This is a genomic window from Nocardia sp. XZ_19_231 (assembly GCF_015355705.1).
GTDB classification, from domain to species: Bacteria; Actinomycetota; Actinomycetes; order Mycobacteriales; family Mycobacteriaceae; genus Nocardia; species Nocardia salmonicida.
This window is the reverse complement of record NZ_JACUZI010000003.1, coordinates 152,330-166,857: the sequence shown is the minus strand read 5'-3', so window position 1 is coordinate 166,857 and position 14,528 is coordinate 152,330. Positions and strand designations below refer to the sequence as shown.

16 protein-coding genes are annotated in these 14,528 nt (G+C 66.4%); 12 read left to right on the top strand and 4 right to left on the bottom strand.

Features of this window, described 5'->3' with window-relative positions; genetic code table 11:
- Positions 1–21 precede the first annotated feature (21 nt).
- The 3 genes from IBJ82_RS35345 to IBJ82_RS13990 all read left to right on the top strand — a co-directional run bounded on the left by IBJ82_RS35345 (position 22) and on the right by IBJ82_RS13990 (position 1,813).
- Positions 22–207: a helix-turn-helix domain-containing protein gene (locus tag IBJ82_RS35345; RefSeq protein WP_370585361.1), complete on the top strand. Its 186-nt coding sequence runs from the start codon at positions 22–24 to the stop codon at positions 205–207.
- Positions 183–1,043: a zinc ribbon domain-containing protein gene (locus IBJ82_RS35340; protein WP_194826381.1), complete on the top strand. Its 861-nt coding sequence runs from the start codon at positions 183–185 to the stop codon at positions 1,041–1,043. The genes IBJ82_RS35345 and IBJ82_RS35340 overlap by 25 nt, the downstream gene beginning before the upstream one ends.
- A gap of 80 nt (positions 1,044–1,123) precedes the next feature.
- Positions 1,124–1,813 (top strand): ferritin-like fold-containing protein, encoded by a 690-nt coding sequence (locus tag IBJ82_RS13990; RefSeq protein ID WP_194826380.1) that lies wholly within the window; start codon positions 1,124–1,126, stop codon positions 1,811–1,813.
- Between the two features lie 28 nt (positions 1,814–1,841).
- Here the strand turns inward: IBJ82_RS13990 and IBJ82_RS13985 are convergent, their stop codons facing one another.
- Complete coding sequence (locus IBJ82_RS13985) at positions 1,842–2,699, bottom strand: helix-turn-helix transcriptional regulator (protein ID WP_194826379.1); 858 nt, start codon at positions 2,697–2,699, stop codon at positions 1,842–1,844.
- Positions 2,700–2,814: 115 nt separating this feature from the next.
- On the opposite strand from IBJ82_RS13985, the gene IBJ82_RS13980 reads away from it, so the two are divergent.
- Both IBJ82_RS13980 and IBJ82_RS13975 read left to right on the top strand, forming a co-directional pair.
- Positions 2,815–3,351, top strand: coding sequence for a YceI family protein (locus tag IBJ82_RS13980; protein WP_194826378.1), 537 nt, complete (start codon positions 2,815–2,817; stop codon positions 3,349–3,351).
- Between the two features lie 99 nt (positions 3,352–3,450).
- Positions 3,451–3,678 carry a DUF3107 domain-containing protein gene (locus IBJ82_RS13975; protein ID WP_194826377.1) on the top strand — a complete coding sequence of 76 codons (228 nt, stop codon included), beginning with the start codon at positions 3,451–3,453 and terminating at the stop codon, positions 3,676–3,678.
- A gap of 63 nt (positions 3,679–3,741) precedes the next feature.
- On the opposite strand, the gene IBJ82_RS13970 is transcribed toward IBJ82_RS13975, so the two are convergent.
- Entirely contained in the window at positions 3,742–4,425 is a 684-nt protein-coding gene (locus IBJ82_RS13970) for a TetR/AcrR family transcriptional regulator (protein WP_056812916.1), read from the bottom strand.
- Between the two features lie 199 nt (positions 4,426–4,624).
- Here IBJ82_RS13970 and IBJ82_RS13965 point away from each other — a divergent pair, with 199 nt between their 5' ends.
- From IBJ82_RS13965 to IBJ82_RS13935, 7 genes are all read left to right on the top strand, one after another.
- Complete coding sequence (locus tag IBJ82_RS13965) at positions 4,625–5,713, top strand: DUF3152 domain-containing protein (RefSeq protein ID WP_194826376.1); 1,089 nt, start codon at positions 4,625–4,627, stop codon at positions 5,711–5,713.
- Between the two features lie 118 nt (positions 5,714–5,831).
- On the top strand, positions 5,832–7,013 hold the full coding sequence (gene moeZ, locus IBJ82_RS13960) for an adenylyltransferase/sulfurtransferase MoeZ (RefSeq protein ID WP_194826375.1): 1,182 nt from the start codon (positions 5,832–5,834) through the stop codon (positions 7,011–7,013).
- Between the two features lie 112 nt (positions 7,014–7,125).
- Complete coding sequence (locus IBJ82_RS13955; protein ID WP_194826374.1) at positions 7,126–7,977, top strand: TIGR02569 family protein; 852 nt, start codon at positions 7,126–7,128, stop codon at positions 7,975–7,977.
- Between the two features lie 172 nt (positions 7,978–8,149).
- Positions 8,150–9,997, top strand: a complete 1,848-nt coding sequence (locus IBJ82_RS13950) for an SCO2524 family protein (protein ID WP_370585302.1) — start codon at positions 8,150–8,152, stop codon at positions 9,995–9,997.
- Positions 9,998–10,001: 4 nt separating this feature from the next.
- Positions 10,002–10,937 carry an SCO2523 family variant P-loop protein gene (locus tag IBJ82_RS13945; RefSeq protein WP_062983645.1) on the top strand — a complete coding sequence of 312 codons (936 nt, stop codon included), beginning with the start codon at positions 10,002–10,004 and terminating at the stop codon, positions 10,935–10,937.
- A 46-nt stretch (positions 10,938–10,983) separates the two neighbouring features.
- Entirely contained in the window at positions 10,984–11,988 is a 1,005-nt protein-coding gene (locus tag IBJ82_RS13940) for an SCO2522 family protein (protein ID WP_370585301.1), read from the top strand.
- Positions 11,989–12,015: 27 nt separating this feature from the next.
- On the top strand, positions 12,016–12,984 hold the full coding sequence (locus tag IBJ82_RS13935; RefSeq protein WP_194826372.1) for an SCO2521 family protein: 969 nt from the start codon (positions 12,016–12,018) through the stop codon (positions 12,982–12,984).
- Here the strand turns inward: IBJ82_RS13935 and IBJ82_RS13930 are convergent, their stop codons facing one another.
- The gene (locus IBJ82_RS13930) at positions 12,985–13,836 is read right to left on the bottom strand and encodes a hypothetical protein (protein ID WP_194826371.1); all 852 of its coding nucleotides are present in this window, start codon (positions 13,834–13,836) and stop codon (positions 12,985–12,987) included.
- Between the two features lie 27 nt (positions 13,837–13,863).
- A complete protein-coding gene (locus IBJ82_RS13925; protein ID WP_194826370.1) occupies positions 13,864–14,409 on the bottom strand; it encodes a GNAT family N-acetyltransferase in 546 nt (181 codons plus the stop codon).
- Positions 14,410–14,528 lie beyond the last annotated feature (119 nt).

Here is a 14,528-nt window from a genome sequence, read left to right as displayed (position 1 = left end):
TGTTCTGTGTCACACTCGCCGATGATGAGCCGCCATACGAGCTTCCGGTATCAACTCGACCCCACGGTCGAGCAAACCGTGGTGCTTGCTCGTCATGCTGGAGCTGCTCGGTTTGCGTTCAACCACAGCCTCGATGTCGTCACAACGGCCCTCCGCCTCCGTAAGAGCTCACCGGCCATCGGGTGCCGTGGACCGGGTTCGATCTGATCAACGCGTTCAACACCTGGAAGAAGACCGAAGCCGCCGGACGAGTGATCGCTGTCGATCCGGGCGGAACAGCCGAGGTGGTGGTGACCGGGCTGGCGTGGCGGACCGAGGACAAGACCATCCCGTCGTTCCGGATCCGGAACAAGCACTCCAAGACCGGGCGAACGAAGATCCGAGTCGGTGACAACGACAGTCCCCGGTCGGTGACATTGTCCGGGATCGGTGCGATCCGGGTGCGGGCAGATACTCGCCGGTTGCGGCGTCTGCTTACCAAAGACCGCGCGAGAATTCTGTATGCCACCGTTTCGTATCGGGCGGCGCGGTGGTGGATCAGCCTGACCTGCGAAGCTCCGATCTTCGCCCGGGTCACCGTCAACGCTGGTCAAACCCAAGACCGGCTCGTAATCGAAGACCTGCATGTGGCGGGGATGGTGCGAAACCGTCGGCTGGCGCGGGCGATCAGCGATGCTGGATGGGCGGATTTCGCCCGCATGTTGACCTACAAGCAAGCATGGCGGGGTGGCGTGATCACAATCGCCGACCGTTGGTTCCCATCGAGTAAGCGATGCTCGGCCTGCACGACGATCCACTCGACGCTGACGTTGGCGGATCGGGTGTTCTTCTGCGAGTGCGGGTTTCGCGGAGACCGTGATCACAACGCGGCGGTAAACCTCGCGCAATGGCCGTTGATTCGCCAAGACTTTTCACGATCCCCGGACCCTCGAGCAGGGGGCCGGGTCACCAAAGTCCGCCGACAGATCGGCTCTGACCGACACTCTGTGAGTGTTGGTGAAACCAGTCTGGTTGACGCGGAAACTGAAGCTCGAACCACGTAGTGGCATGGGCTGAGGACGCCCGAGAATGGCGGTGTCTGGATGCGGTCAGAGTATTCAGACGCGCTGTATTGTTGACAGTCATGGGAGCCCAGACCTCTAGCGCGCCGGAATTCTTCTCGACCGAACCGCTCGCCGCGGACCACGCGGGGGTGACGGAGCTGTTCGCGGTTCTCGCCTACGGCGAGCTGTCCGCGTTCTATCGGCTCGCCGAGGAGGCGAAGCAGGCGCCGTCGCTACGGGGCCGGATCGGTGTCGCCAAGATGGCCGCCGCCGAGCTCGCGCACTTCGAGACCCTGGAAGCCGCACTCACAGATCGTGGTGCCGACGCCGAGGCCGCGATGGCGCAGTACCAGGGCGCGCTGGACTCCTACCACGCCTCCACCGACCCGTCGACCTGGCTCGAGTCGATGGTGAAGTTCTACGTCGCCGACGGCCTGGCCGCCGACTTCTACACCGAGATCGCCGGCGCGCTGCCCACCGAGGTCTCCGATGTGGTGCGCGACGTCCTCGCCGAGACCGGGCACTCGCAGTTCGTGGTCGACGAGGTCCGCAGCGCGGTAGCGGCCAGCCGCTCCGAGCGCGACCGCCTCACGCTGTGGGGGCGCAGGCTCCTCGGCGAGGCGATCACGCAGGCGCAGTTCGTGATGGCCCAGCGCGACGAACTGGCCGAATTGGTCCTCGCCGCCACCGGCGACCTCAACGGCATCGCGACCCTGTTCGACCGCATGCAGGAGCGGCACGCGGCCCGCATGGCCGAACTCGGCCTGTAGCTCTGGGTCGCGGTGGGGTGATCAGTCGTCATCCACCGATCGCGTGGTGCTGAACCAGGCGCAATTCCGGTGTGCGGGAAGCTGTTTCGCGCGGTAGCCAGATCACGACCTGTTGATCGTTGTCGGCGGCCAGCGTCTGCACCGTGTAGGTGATGGTGCCTCGCGTGGGGTGTTCGAAGCCGAGGAGGGTGGGTTGGTCCTCCGCGAGGCGGTGGGGTTGCCAGCGGCGGGCGAACTCGGGTTCCTGGCACAGGTCGGCGATGAGTTCGGCGACGCGTTCGTCGTCGGGGCGGCGCAGGCGCGTTCTGGCAAGTTGGTCGGCGAGTTGGTCGGCGAACTGGGACCAGTCGGTGACCGTCGCGCGGGCGAGCGGATGGCGGAATGTCCACAGGGCCAGGTTGACCAGGTCGGGATTGTCGAGCAGGCCGAGCGGGGCGGCCAGTTCCGACCACGCGTTGTTCCAGGCGAGCACGGTGGCACGGGGGCCGAGAGCGAACGCCGGGGTGGGGTCGAGCGAGTCGAGCACGCCGCGAAGTGCGGGGGACACCTGATCGAGGGCGGGATCGAAAGCGGTACTCGGGCAACGGGAGTCGCTGCTGGTGGTCAGTGCCAACCAGGCGAAATGGCCCCGCTCGGTGTCGTTGAACCGCAGGGCGGTGGCGAGTGCGTCGACGACTGACATCGAGGGGTTGGTGTCGCGGCCCTGTTCGAGCCGGGCCAGATAATCGGCGCTGACACCGGCCAACACCGCGACCTCCTCACGACGAAGACCAGGGGTGCGACGCCTGCCGCCACCGGGCAGGCCGACATCGGCCGGATTCAGTTCGGCCCGACGGGCGACGAGAAGTTCCGCGAATGCCGAACGAGCGCCTGGATGATCTGCCATATCTGCGCCTACCATGTCTCGATGGTGCCCGGTCATGGGGTTTTCAGCCACGCCCTGCCAGGACCAGGATAACCGCGGTCTGGTTAACGGACCGCAGTCCGGTCAGGGTGGAAACATGACTTCCTCGACGCAGATCCAGCAGCTGAAGACCGGATCCTGGGCTCTCGATGCCGCCCACTCCTCGGTCGCGTTCACCATTCGCCACCTCGGAATCGCCAAGGTGCGCGGCGGCTTCACCCGCTTCCGGACCGAGTTCGTCGTCGACGAAACGGGCGCGGCCACTCTCGGCGCCACCATCGAACTCGACTCCTTCGACACCGGCAACGCCGACCGCGACGCCCATATCCGCCAGGCCGACTTCCTCGACGTCGCCAACCGACCGACCCTGAGCTTTCGTGCCACCCAACCGGTTCGGGTCGCCGAGACCTTCACCGTCACCGGCGAGGCCACCCTCGGCGCGATCACCCAGCTGCTGACCCTCGACGTCGAATGGGGCGGCATCGCCGACTTCCCCGACGGCACCCGCCACGCCGGCTTCTCCGCCACCGGCGCCATCAAGCGCACCGATTTCGGCGTCGGCGTCGCCCTGCCGGGCATGCTGTCGGACACCGTGAAGATCGAACTCGAAATCCAACTGATCGAGCCTGCGTGACCCGTTCGCTCAGAGCGCAGGCGGCTGTGACACCGGCGTCGGCGGGCTGCACTAGCCTGGGAGTCGACAACACAGGACTCTTACGTTCGGAGGTTGGCCGTGGAGGTCAAGATCGGTATTTCGGATAGCCCGCGAGAGCTCGTCATCAACAGCGCGCAGAGCCCTGACGAGATCGAGGCGCTGGTGTCCGATGCGCTGAGCGGCTCCGCAGGCGTCGTGTCGCTCACCGACGAGAAGGGCCGCAAGTTCCTGATCCAGGCCGCGAAGGTCGCCTACGTGGAAATCGGTTCCCCGGCCGCAGGCCGAGTCGGCTTCGCGACGGTCTGATCCGCGAGCACGAAAATGCCCCGTCATCTTCGAGATGGCGGGGCATTCTTTGTCGAGTCGAACTCAGAGGTCCTGCGAGTACGCACGCTGGGCGGCGGTGAGCGGCACGTGCTTCAAGCCGCCCCACGCCAGTGAGACCGTGGTGTCGACGGCTTCGTCCTTGGGGACGGGGCGATCGGCTTCCAGCCAGTAGCGGGCCGAGAACTGGCTCGCGCCGACGAGGCCGACGGCCAGGATGCGGGCGCGGTAGGGATCTAGACCCGAGTCGTGGGCGACCAGGTCGAAGACCGCGTCGACACACGCCTCGGTGGCCTGCTCGACCCGGCGCTGCACCTGCGGTTCGCTGGTGAGGTCGGATTCGAAGACCAGGCGGAAGCCCTGCATCTCGTTGTCGACGAAATCGAAGTACGCGGCAACCGCGGCCCGCACACGCTGCTTGTTGTCGGTGGTGGAGCGCAGCGCCTGGCGCACGCTCGACACCAGGATGTCGACGTAGTTCTGCAGCACCGCCAGGTACAGCTCGAGCTTGCTGGCGAAGTGCTGGTATAGCACCGGCTTGCTGACCCCGGCCACCTGGGAGATCTCGTCCATACCCGCCGCGTGGTAGCCGCGCTGGACGAAGACCTCGCTGGCGGCGAGCAGCAACTGCTGGCGGCGCTCGTCCCGAGGCAGGCGGGTACCGCGCTTGGCCGGGACCGTCTCCGGCACCGATCGGCGCGAGGGCATGCGGTCCACGAGGTCAGTCATCTCGGCTCTCTATAGATAGTCGATTCCCCCGGCCGGAGGTGTGCGGTCCGGGTATCCCAAAGACGATACTCGCACGGTGTTCACCCTGCGTCTCGCCCTGGAAATGTAGTACCAGTCCGCGGAGTTCGCCGGGCCGTAACCGGGCGATCTCCTCCGGCCGCCCGCACGGCGGATTTGCGTACTGTGAGAATCTGATGGGGTGACCGACCGGACGGATGACCATGCCGACGGCGGGCGCGATATCGCTCGCTCCACGCACCCCTCCGAGTCCGGTGCTGTCACGTCGGCGTCGGAGGGGCGGGAACTGCAGGTCTATGACCCGCTCGGGCTCTATCAGCCCGCCGACCGATCCCGCCAGCCCCTACGTGCCCGCTGGGATCCCACCGACAACGACAACGGCCGCCCGCGCAGCCCACAGCGTGATGCGAAGAAGCAGAGCGCCCTCGGCCGATTCGTCTCCGCGTACGGCTGGCGGGCCTACGCGTTGCCGGTGCTGCTCGCCATCACCGTGCTGGTCGTCGTCGACGCGGTGCGCACCGGCCCGATACCGCTGCCCAGCGATCCCGGCTTCGGCGCGCTCAGTCCCAAGGTGGCACAGTCCGGCATCATCGGCGCACCTCCCGGCGACGGCAAGTTCCCCGCAGATCTGCCCCTCGGCGCGCTGCCGGAGGGTGGCGAATACGTCGAACGCGCGGCAGGCACCTGGCACATCGTGCCGGGCACCAGCGCTCAGGTCGGCGCGGGCACCGAGCGCGTGTTCCGCTACACCGTCGAAGTCGAGGACGGCATCGACACCTCACCGTTCGGTGGCGACGCCGCCGTGGCGAAAATGGTGGAGACCACTCTGGCCAACCCGAAGAGTTGGACCAACGACCCCAAGTTCGGCTTCCAGCGCATCGACGCGGGCCCGGCCGACTTCCGCCTCTCGCTCACCTCGCGCGAGAGCACCCGCGCCGCTTGCGGATTCGAGATCCCGATCGACTCGTCGTGCTACAACGCCGACCTCGACCGCGTCGTGCTCTCCGAGGTCCGCTGGGTGCGCGGCGCGCTGGCCTTCGACGGCGACATCGGCTCCTACCGCCAGTACCAGATCAACCACGAGGTCGGCCACGCCATCGGCTACCACGGACATCAGCCGTGCGAGACCGACGGCGGCCTCGCCCCGATCATGATGCAGCAGACCTTCGGCACCAGAAACAACGACATCGCCCTGCTCGACCCCCACGGCGTGGTCCCCGCCGACGGCAAGACCTGCCGCTTCAACCCCTGGCCGTACCCGCGCGGATAGTCGCCTCGCCCATGCGGGAACATGAACGGGGAAGAACAGCGCGGCAGGTTTGGTTGTAGTCAGCAGAGCGACCACCGGTAAGCGGTCGCGCCGCAGCCACAGATACAGGAGTTCTCACGTGCCTCTCAATGGGACGTTGCCGCCGCTCGTCGAGCCGGCCGCGGAACTGACCAAGGACGAAATCGCTCGCTACAGCAGGCACCTGATCATCCCCGATCTCGGTGTCGACGGTCAGAAGCGGTTGAAGAACGCCAAGGTCCTCGTGATCGGCGCGGGCGGCCTCGGCTCGCCCGCTCTGCTCTATCTGGCCGCCGCCGGTGTCGGCACGCTCGGCATCGTCGAGTTCGACGAGGTCGACGCCTCCAACCTGCAGCGCCAGATCATCCACGGCGAATCCGATATCGGCCGTCCCAAGGCCGACAGCGCCCGCGATTCCATTCTGGAGATCAACTCCGGGATCGACGTGCGGCTGCACAAGATCCGGCTGGAACCGGAGAACGCGGTCGAACTGTTCGCCGACTACGACCTGATCGTCGACGGCACCGACAACTTCGCCACCCGCTACCTCGTCAACGACGCCGCCGTCCTCGCGGGCAAGCCCTACGTGTGGGGCTCGATCTACCGCTTCGAGGGCCAGGTCTCGGTGTTCTGGGAAGACGCCCCGGACGGTCGCGGCATCAACTACCGCGACCTGTACCCGGAGGCCCCGCCGCCGGGAATGGTCCCCTCCTGCGCCGAGGGCGGCGTGCTCGGCGTGCTGTGCGCGTCGATCGGATCGGTGATGGTGACCGAGGCGATCAAGCTGATCACCGGCATCGGCGAGACACTGCTCGGGCGGCTGATGGTCTACGACGCACTGGACATGAACTACCGCACCATCAAGCTGCGCCGCGATCCGCAACGTGAGCCGATCACCGAACTGATCGACTACGACGCGTTCTGCGGTGTGGTGTCGGAGGAAGGCACCGCGGCCGCGGCCGGGTCGACCATCACCGCCGCCGAGCTCAAGGAACTCCTCGACGCCGACAAGATCGAGCTGATCGACGTGCGCGAGCCGGTGGAGTGGGACATCGTCCACATCGCGGGCGCGACCCTGATCCCCAAGGACCGCATCCTGTCCGGCGAGGCGCTGTCGGAACTGCCGCAGAACAAGCCGATCGTGCTGCACTGCAAGACCGGCATCCGTTCCGCGGAGGCGCTGGCCGCCTTGAAGCGCGCCGGTTTCGCCGACGCGACGCATCTGCAGGGCGGCGTGGTGGCCTGGGCCAAGCAGGTCGATCCCTCGCTTCCGGTCTACTGACCCGATAGCTGCCGGTTTGCGACCTCATCGCATATTGCGGTGAGGTCGCAAAGTGGGGTATCACAGCGTGCCTTGGGACGCCTCCGGTGATTGCGGGGTTACGGTACGGCCCGTGACCTCAGTCGAACCTCCCGAGCATGTGCGAGCCACATTCGGGCTTCGCGAAGTGACGCCGGTTTCCCTAGGGGACTGGGACGGTGGCTGGCGCATGGGTGACGTGGTACTCAGCCCCGTCGCCGATCATGCGCGGGCCGCGTGGTCGGCGAAAGTACGCGAGCACCTCGCGGTCGACGGACTGCGCGTCGCCCGCCCTGTGCGCGCCACCGACGGTCGCTATGTTGTTTCCGGTTGGCGCGCCGACACCTTCGTCGACGGTGCCCCCGAGCCCCGCCACGACGAGGTCGTCTCCGTCTCGCTGCGCCTGCACAAGGCGACAGCGGAATTGGAACGTCCCCGCTTCCTGGTCCAACCGCCCGTCGCGCCCTGGGTCGACGTGGACGTGTTCGTCGCCGCCGACCGCGCCGCCTGGGAATCGATCCCGCTGCGCACCCTGCGCGCGGGCGGTGTCCCCATCGCCGCCACCCCCGACGGCCAGCGCTCCCTGGAACTGATCGGCCAACTCTCCACCCTGCGCAAACCGATCCGCAGCCCCGACCAGCTCGTCCACGGCGACCTCTTCGGCACCGTCCTGTTCACCGGCGCCCACACCCCCGGCCTCACCGACATCACCCCCTACTGGCGCCCCGCCACCTGGGCCGCCGGGGTCGTCGTCGTCGACGCACTGGCCTGGGGCGGTGGCGACGACGGCCTACTCGACCGCTGGGCCACCCTGCCCGAATGGCCCCAAATGCTGTTACGCGCCTTGATGTTCCGCCTGGCAGTCCACGCCCTGCATCCCCGCTCCACCCCCGAGGCGTTTCCCGGTTTGGCTCGCACCGCGGACATGGTCCGTTTGGCGCTGTAAGGGCGAATTGCGCGCATCGTGACCGATGGGTCGGATGTGATCTCAAATCCGTTGAGACCCAACGTTTCCTATGGCTGCCCATGCTATCTTCATCGAGCATCGCCGCCATGTGTCCTGCCCTGGACCCGGGGGACCCACCGCGGCCCGTCACGAGCGGTGAGGATTGCTACGGGTGAGAATCCAGCCCAGACAGCAGATTCTGGACATTTGGAGCGCTATGCTCTCGGCCTGCTATCGGGACGAGGAATGGCACTGGGACGGCGTCCTCGACGCCAATTCGATCAGCGATTCCGAACAGCTACTGTGCCTGCTGTATCCGGCGACGGAGATCGAGAGTTTCTCGCTGGATAGGCCGGAACTGATGGCCGACGATGTTCAGGTCGCCCTCAGCGCGTTCGGTGGGCCGACCAGAATCGGTATCGCCATGATCGGACTGATGGAGCAATACCTGCGGCGCAATACCGGTGCCGACGGGACGCCGCGCTTCGACGCGGGCAGTTATCTGCGTGCGAACGCGGGCGAGGAACCCACTCGGGAACAACTCGCGATCGAAGTGGTCGACAGCTACTCGATGTCGGTGACGCTGTGCCTGGCCGGTCTCGGGTTCGCTCGGGTCTTCGATCGGTGGGCCAACGCGGAGAACCGCGAGGACATCAGAATCCGGATCGCCGATCTCAGAGCCGCGATGAGCGATCGGCTCACGATCGCGATGACCGGATTGATCCGTAGCTTCGTCGTCAATACCGTGTCGGTTCGCTCGCCGTCGGGCAAGGCGATGCTCGCGATGCTCAATCAGTCCGGCGCCCCGGAGAATTCGGTGGTCGAGGCAGTACGCGACAATCTGGATCGCGTGCGAGCCCGCCTGCGCACCGATGTGAAGCTGGGCCGGACACCGCACACCGACTTCGAAGAAGACGATCAGCTTTTCGAATGCGGCTGGAGTTGGGGGGTTGTGCAGGAGGCGGATCCGGTCGAGTTCGACGATCGGGAGGTCGCGCAGACCGTCGGTATCGCCGATCCACGGCCCTACCTGTACTTCACCGTCGTCGCTCTCGACGGCATCAACGATATTCTCTCGCAACGGACCAGAGAGCTCGACCTGCTCAACAAGGAACAGCAGCGACTGGCCGATGCGCTGCGTGTGCGCTGGGACCTGACGCAGCGGTACTGGTCGACCGTCGCCCGGTTCGGTGCCGGGCGTTGGCCGTTGGAGGACATTCCGTGGCGGACCTCCGACGGCGAGGAGTCCGACTACTTCAGTTTGATCGTGTCGGCGGTGCTGATCCAGGAACTGATCGCCCGCACCGCCTCCGATGATGATCTGACCCGCGCGGTCGCGATCTTCGACGAACTGTCCCGACGCGGCCGCATCACCCGGCGACCGACCAAGACCGACTCGGCGGTTTCCCTGCACGACCCTGGTGTGCGAATGGTGCTGGCGGGCACGGAAAAGGTCGACGGCGGCGGCCCCCAGCTGACCTGGATCGTGTCCGATTTCGCGACCGTGCTGCTCAAGCGGGCACTACAGGCGGCGCAGTTGTCGAGCAATATCGGCGCCCGCGATCAGCTGATGGAACTGGCCAAGAACGTGATGGACCATCTGGACCGCCGCGTCATCGCCGACGGCGCGGCGACCGGGCTGTGGGACGATCCGGCCGGTGTCTTCGGCGGGAAACATCAGCAGCATCCCTCCTGGTACCTGACCGAGCGGATGGTCGAATGCCTGGTGGCCGCCGACCGCACCTACCGGGAGACACCACTGCGTTCGACGGCGATGGTCAGCCGCGCCGTCGAAATCCTGAACGAGGCAGAACATCTGCTCAACCAGGCGATGCTCGAGGTGAGCATCTTCGACACCTCGGCCAACCGGGTGTCACTCGACGAGATCGAACGCAAACTCGGGCGGGCGCGCGCACTGATCAACACCCAGCCCGCCACGTCCTTCACGTTGGCCTCGACGGCGCTGAAGGAACTCGACGACCTTGCCTACGCGCGTTCCAATGCGATGAGGAGCACCTGATCCGATGATCGTGTTCGCCACCTCCGACAAGGGCGGGACCGGGAGGTCGGTCACCAGCTGCAACCTCGCCTATCGACTCGGGCTGCGTGGAACCAGCACCGCCTACGTGGATTTCGACTTCGGCTCGCCGACGGCGGGTGCGTTGTTCGAGATCAGCAAGGTCGACAAGGGCGCCGAGCCGGGCCACGGATTGCACTCCTATCTGCGCGGCGAGATCACCGATCCGCAGCGGCTCGACGTGCGAGCGGCAACCGATCGCGAAGCCTTGCGGAGCAGGCGTTCCCGCGGCGGCAAGCTGTTCCTGCTCCCCGGTGACGAGGGCGGCGGTGAGGCGATGGCGGCGGAGGACCCGCAGGTGGTGCGGCGCTGCATCGATCTGCTGCTCGAACTCGACGCGTCGTTCAAGGTGGTCATCGTCGACCTCAGTGCGGGCCGGTCGGTGGCGATGCAGATCGCGCTGGAGGCCACGGCGCCGAAGAACATGCCCGACAAAGAGGTCTACTGGTTGCTGTTCCACCGTTGGACCCGCCAGCACATCATGGCGGCCCACGGCTTGGTCAACGGCCCGAAGGGCCTGATTCAGACCGGCACCGCCGAAATCGGCCGTCAGCCGCTGTACAGCGAGAGAGAGTTGCGGCGGCGTATCCGCTTCGTGCGCACCGCGGTGCCGCGTCCAGGAGAACAGCCCGAGATCGTGAGCGGTCCACAGGCCGCGTGGTTGCTGCGTCAGGATGCCGCGCTGCGGTCGTTGGCCGCCGAATACCGCCTCGGCGCCGGGTCCCTGCTCGGGCGCACCCCGGTGGAGCCCGTACTGCAGTGGCGCGAACAGATCATCCTCGACGCCGATGTCGCCGCGGGTATCGCCAATCGAGAAACCGTCGACGCGTTCGAAGACCTCGCCAGGAAGCTGATCGCCGAGGACACCTGGGTACCGATCTGAGGGCCGGTGTGGACCGCGACGGATAACTCGTTAGGCTCCCTGTTTCGTGGACTCATTGTTCCAGGAAGCGACTGCGGCGACTCGCGTGGAATCCGTTGCGATGTCGCATGTATCCCTCGAGGTCGGCCATTTCTCGATGGACGAACTCGCCAATCGTCCCGAGGCGGTGCGCACCCAGTTCGAGCGGGTCGCCCCCTTGGTACACGCCTACACCGAGATGGCGCGTGACGAATTCGCCGAGCGCGCCGGTGGCCGTTCCCGCGTCAGGGTGAGTACGTGTTTCCTCATCGACGACTACTTCCGCGGTACCACCGACCCGAGGGAGATCCTGCCGGGATTCCTCCGATCGGCGGCGGACTGCGGAATCCGCGTCGACTATCTCGGTCGAGAGGCGGGCTGTGCTGTCGTGCCGAAGAAGGACAGCAGTGGAGCCCCGACCAAACTGGCTCAGATCGTCGCCGACATGGTGGTCGCCGAGCCGTTGGAGGGCTATTCGGGTCGCAGGCCACCGACCACCGAACTCGGGTGGTTGAGCAACGGACGACCCTCCAGCGACGACCAGCGCCGCGATGCCATGGACCTGCGCGACTACGAGCCGCCGCTGGAACTGAGCAGGCGCAATCATTCGATCTACCTCGATGTCGAGATGTGGCGTCGTGATCGCGAGCGCGAGGACCCGTACTGGTCGTGCCCGTTCCTCGCTGCCGTCTGGCAGTTGTTGCGACTCGGCATGGTTCGTGCCGAAGGTAAGCGCGTGGCCGAGCCCGTCGACTGTCGCGACTGGGCCACTCAGGAGTGGGCGGAGAGCTGGGGCGTGTTGCCCTCGATCATGCAGTTGCACGACGCGGCGCCGTTCGCGGCGTTCCGCTCGGTATCGATCCTGCCGAAACGCTACTTGGGGATCGAACATTCGGTGCAGCAGATCATGGACCACCTCGACATCGACGCAGGCGTCAACGAGGTGTATGCCCAACGTGCACAAGAGAATCGGATCATCGCCACCGAGCATCTCAGCGATCGGCTCTCGCACTTCTTTCTCGGCGCCGACTGAACTGCGGTGAGGGCGTACGCTGCAACGATGGATCTGCGCCCCCCGGTGTCGGCGGTGCTCGGCGAAGTCCGCACCGGCTTGCTCCCCGTGGCAGCCGCGTTGTCGCGCGATTCCGCGGCCGAACTCATGGCACTCGTGCACGGCCACCCGGTGCCTTCGAGGGAACGGCCGGTTACGTGGGCGCAATCGCCGGTCGTACTCGAAGGCATCGACTGCAGGCTCGCCACTCCCGATCAGCGTCGTGTCAGGGCGGTCGGCACTGTCGCGGCCCGAGCCGCGGTGGTCGGTGGCCGGATCATGCAGAGTTCGGCACGCAGCGCGGTGGTGCCCGCGCAGTCGGATCGGCGACAGAAGTGGGTGCACTATCTGCACCGGCCCGGCGTCGCCGAAGTGCTCACGCGCGCGCAGGCGAACCTCGGCGCCGATCTCGCCTCGGGTTTCCTCGCGGTGCGCGATGGAGCCACCGACACCTTCGACCCCGGTGCCGTCGCGGCCCGGTTGGCTGTTCGTGTTCGACGCAACCCGATGCTCGATCAGCGCCCGCCACTGCACACTCCGACAACACAGCTGCGGTGGGCTGCGCGTGTCGTCGATGGCGCCGAGGCCACGATGACGTTGACGATGTACCCCGACGAACTGCGCACCGCCGAATTCGTCGTCGGCGATATCGCGCAATTGACCGCGGTACAGGCACTGTGCGACGACATCGCGCTGCACGACTGGCTGCTGACGGTACTCACCGAGGTGATCGACGAAGCCGAGATGTCGGAACTGTCGCGTACCCCGGTGGAGAAGGTGATCAGCCCACTGCTCGAGCATCTGGTCTACCTGTGGATGCCGGGGGCTACGACCCCGTCTGCGGTACGCGGACTGTGGGATGTGCTCGAAGCCGACCCCGGATTCAGTCGGCAGTGGAATGCGCGGGTGGGGCAGTTGCGCGACAGGCTCGCCGTCGCCACGTTGGCCGCGCTGAACCGCTCCACCACGGCATGGTGATCACAAGCGGAACAGCTGGCGAACCAGCAACGCGAAGAACACCGAGATCGAGACGATGCCGGCATAGGACTCGACGATGAGAAGCACCCGGGCGGTCGTCCCGGCGTACTCGACATCCTGGTAGCCCAGTGGGTTGAGGAAGCTGACGAATCCGAGGTATACGGAGCGGCCGACACTGGTGGTCGAGGTCAGGGCCACGGCGAGGGTGAACAGCGCGATCTGACCAGCGATCCACGCCAGCAGCCGGAACGGCCGATACCCGTAGCCGCACAGCAGATCCGAGCTCCGGCCGAGGAAGCGGCCCAGCCGGGTGCGGTTGGCGACAGTCCTCGCGCGTGCCTGGTTCAGGCCACAGCGATCCTGACCACGGGCATCCTCTGTCACCGTGTACAGCCGGATGCCCTGGCGGTAGGCCAGGGCGGCGTGCGCGGGCAGCCGCGCGCGGCGCAGGTGCTCGCCGAGATCTTCGTAGGCCTCGGCCAAGAGTCTGTCCTGGGTGCGGCTCAGTCGCAGCGGTCCACGCATTTCCACCTCCGCCGCGAGTAGCGCGCTGAGCGCGGTGATCAACACCAGGTCGTCGCCGGCCGTTCGGAGCCGGACAGGGTCCGCGTCGCGGTACAGATGCGCGAACACCAGGCTGTCGCCCGATCGGCGGGTCGTCGGCGGGGTGTAGCTCAGCAGAACCCGCTCGACTCGGTGGTTGAAGTCGTCGAGCAGAACGTATTCGTCGGCCGCGCCGTCGCCGCGCCGGAAGTCGCCGATCTCCGCCGCGAAGGCATCCGCGTGGCGTTGGATCAAATCCGTTTTCGCCGCGACGAAGTCACTGAGATTTCGCTGTTCGTTGTGTTCCATGGGTCCCCCCCGAATCGGTCGCGGCCGTCATCCGCCCGGTGGCGCGTGACCGCCTTTGCGCCATCGTGGATCCGTGCGGTCCAGGGGCGGCCAACGGCTGCCGGCAGGCTCGATCCAGCGCACCAGCAGCTCGCGGGGTTCACCTACCCCGAAGTACTGGTCCTCGTAGCCGGCCCACGTGAAGCCGGATTCCTTGTACAGGTTCGCCGCGGGCACATTCGACGGGCGAACGGTGATGAAGACCGCGCCGATGCCGTCGGCGCGACAACGGTCGACCGCGCGCTCCAACAGTGATCTGCCCAGACCTCGGCCCTGATGTGGCGGGGCGACAGCCAATCCGACGAGCCAGGCGGTGCCTTCCGGCGCGACGGCGACCATCGCATAGCCGCAGATCGAGTCGGCTGATTCGGCGACCACCCAGTGCGATCCATGCACGTCGAACAGTTGGCGCAGCGCGAAATACGGGTAGGCCAACTGCCTGAACTCGCTGGACTCGAGCTCCGCGATCTCGGGGAGGTCCTCGACGACGGCCGACCTGAACACTGGATCGGTCAACCCGCTCGAGATGTCCAACTACCGCCCCACCTCCGTTGCGCCACCGCAAGGTTCGCTTTCCAGAGTAAAGGCAGGGTCGGTAACCGGGCTACAAACATTAATGAAAGCTGTTGGCTCACAGTCGAAAGCCACGCTCG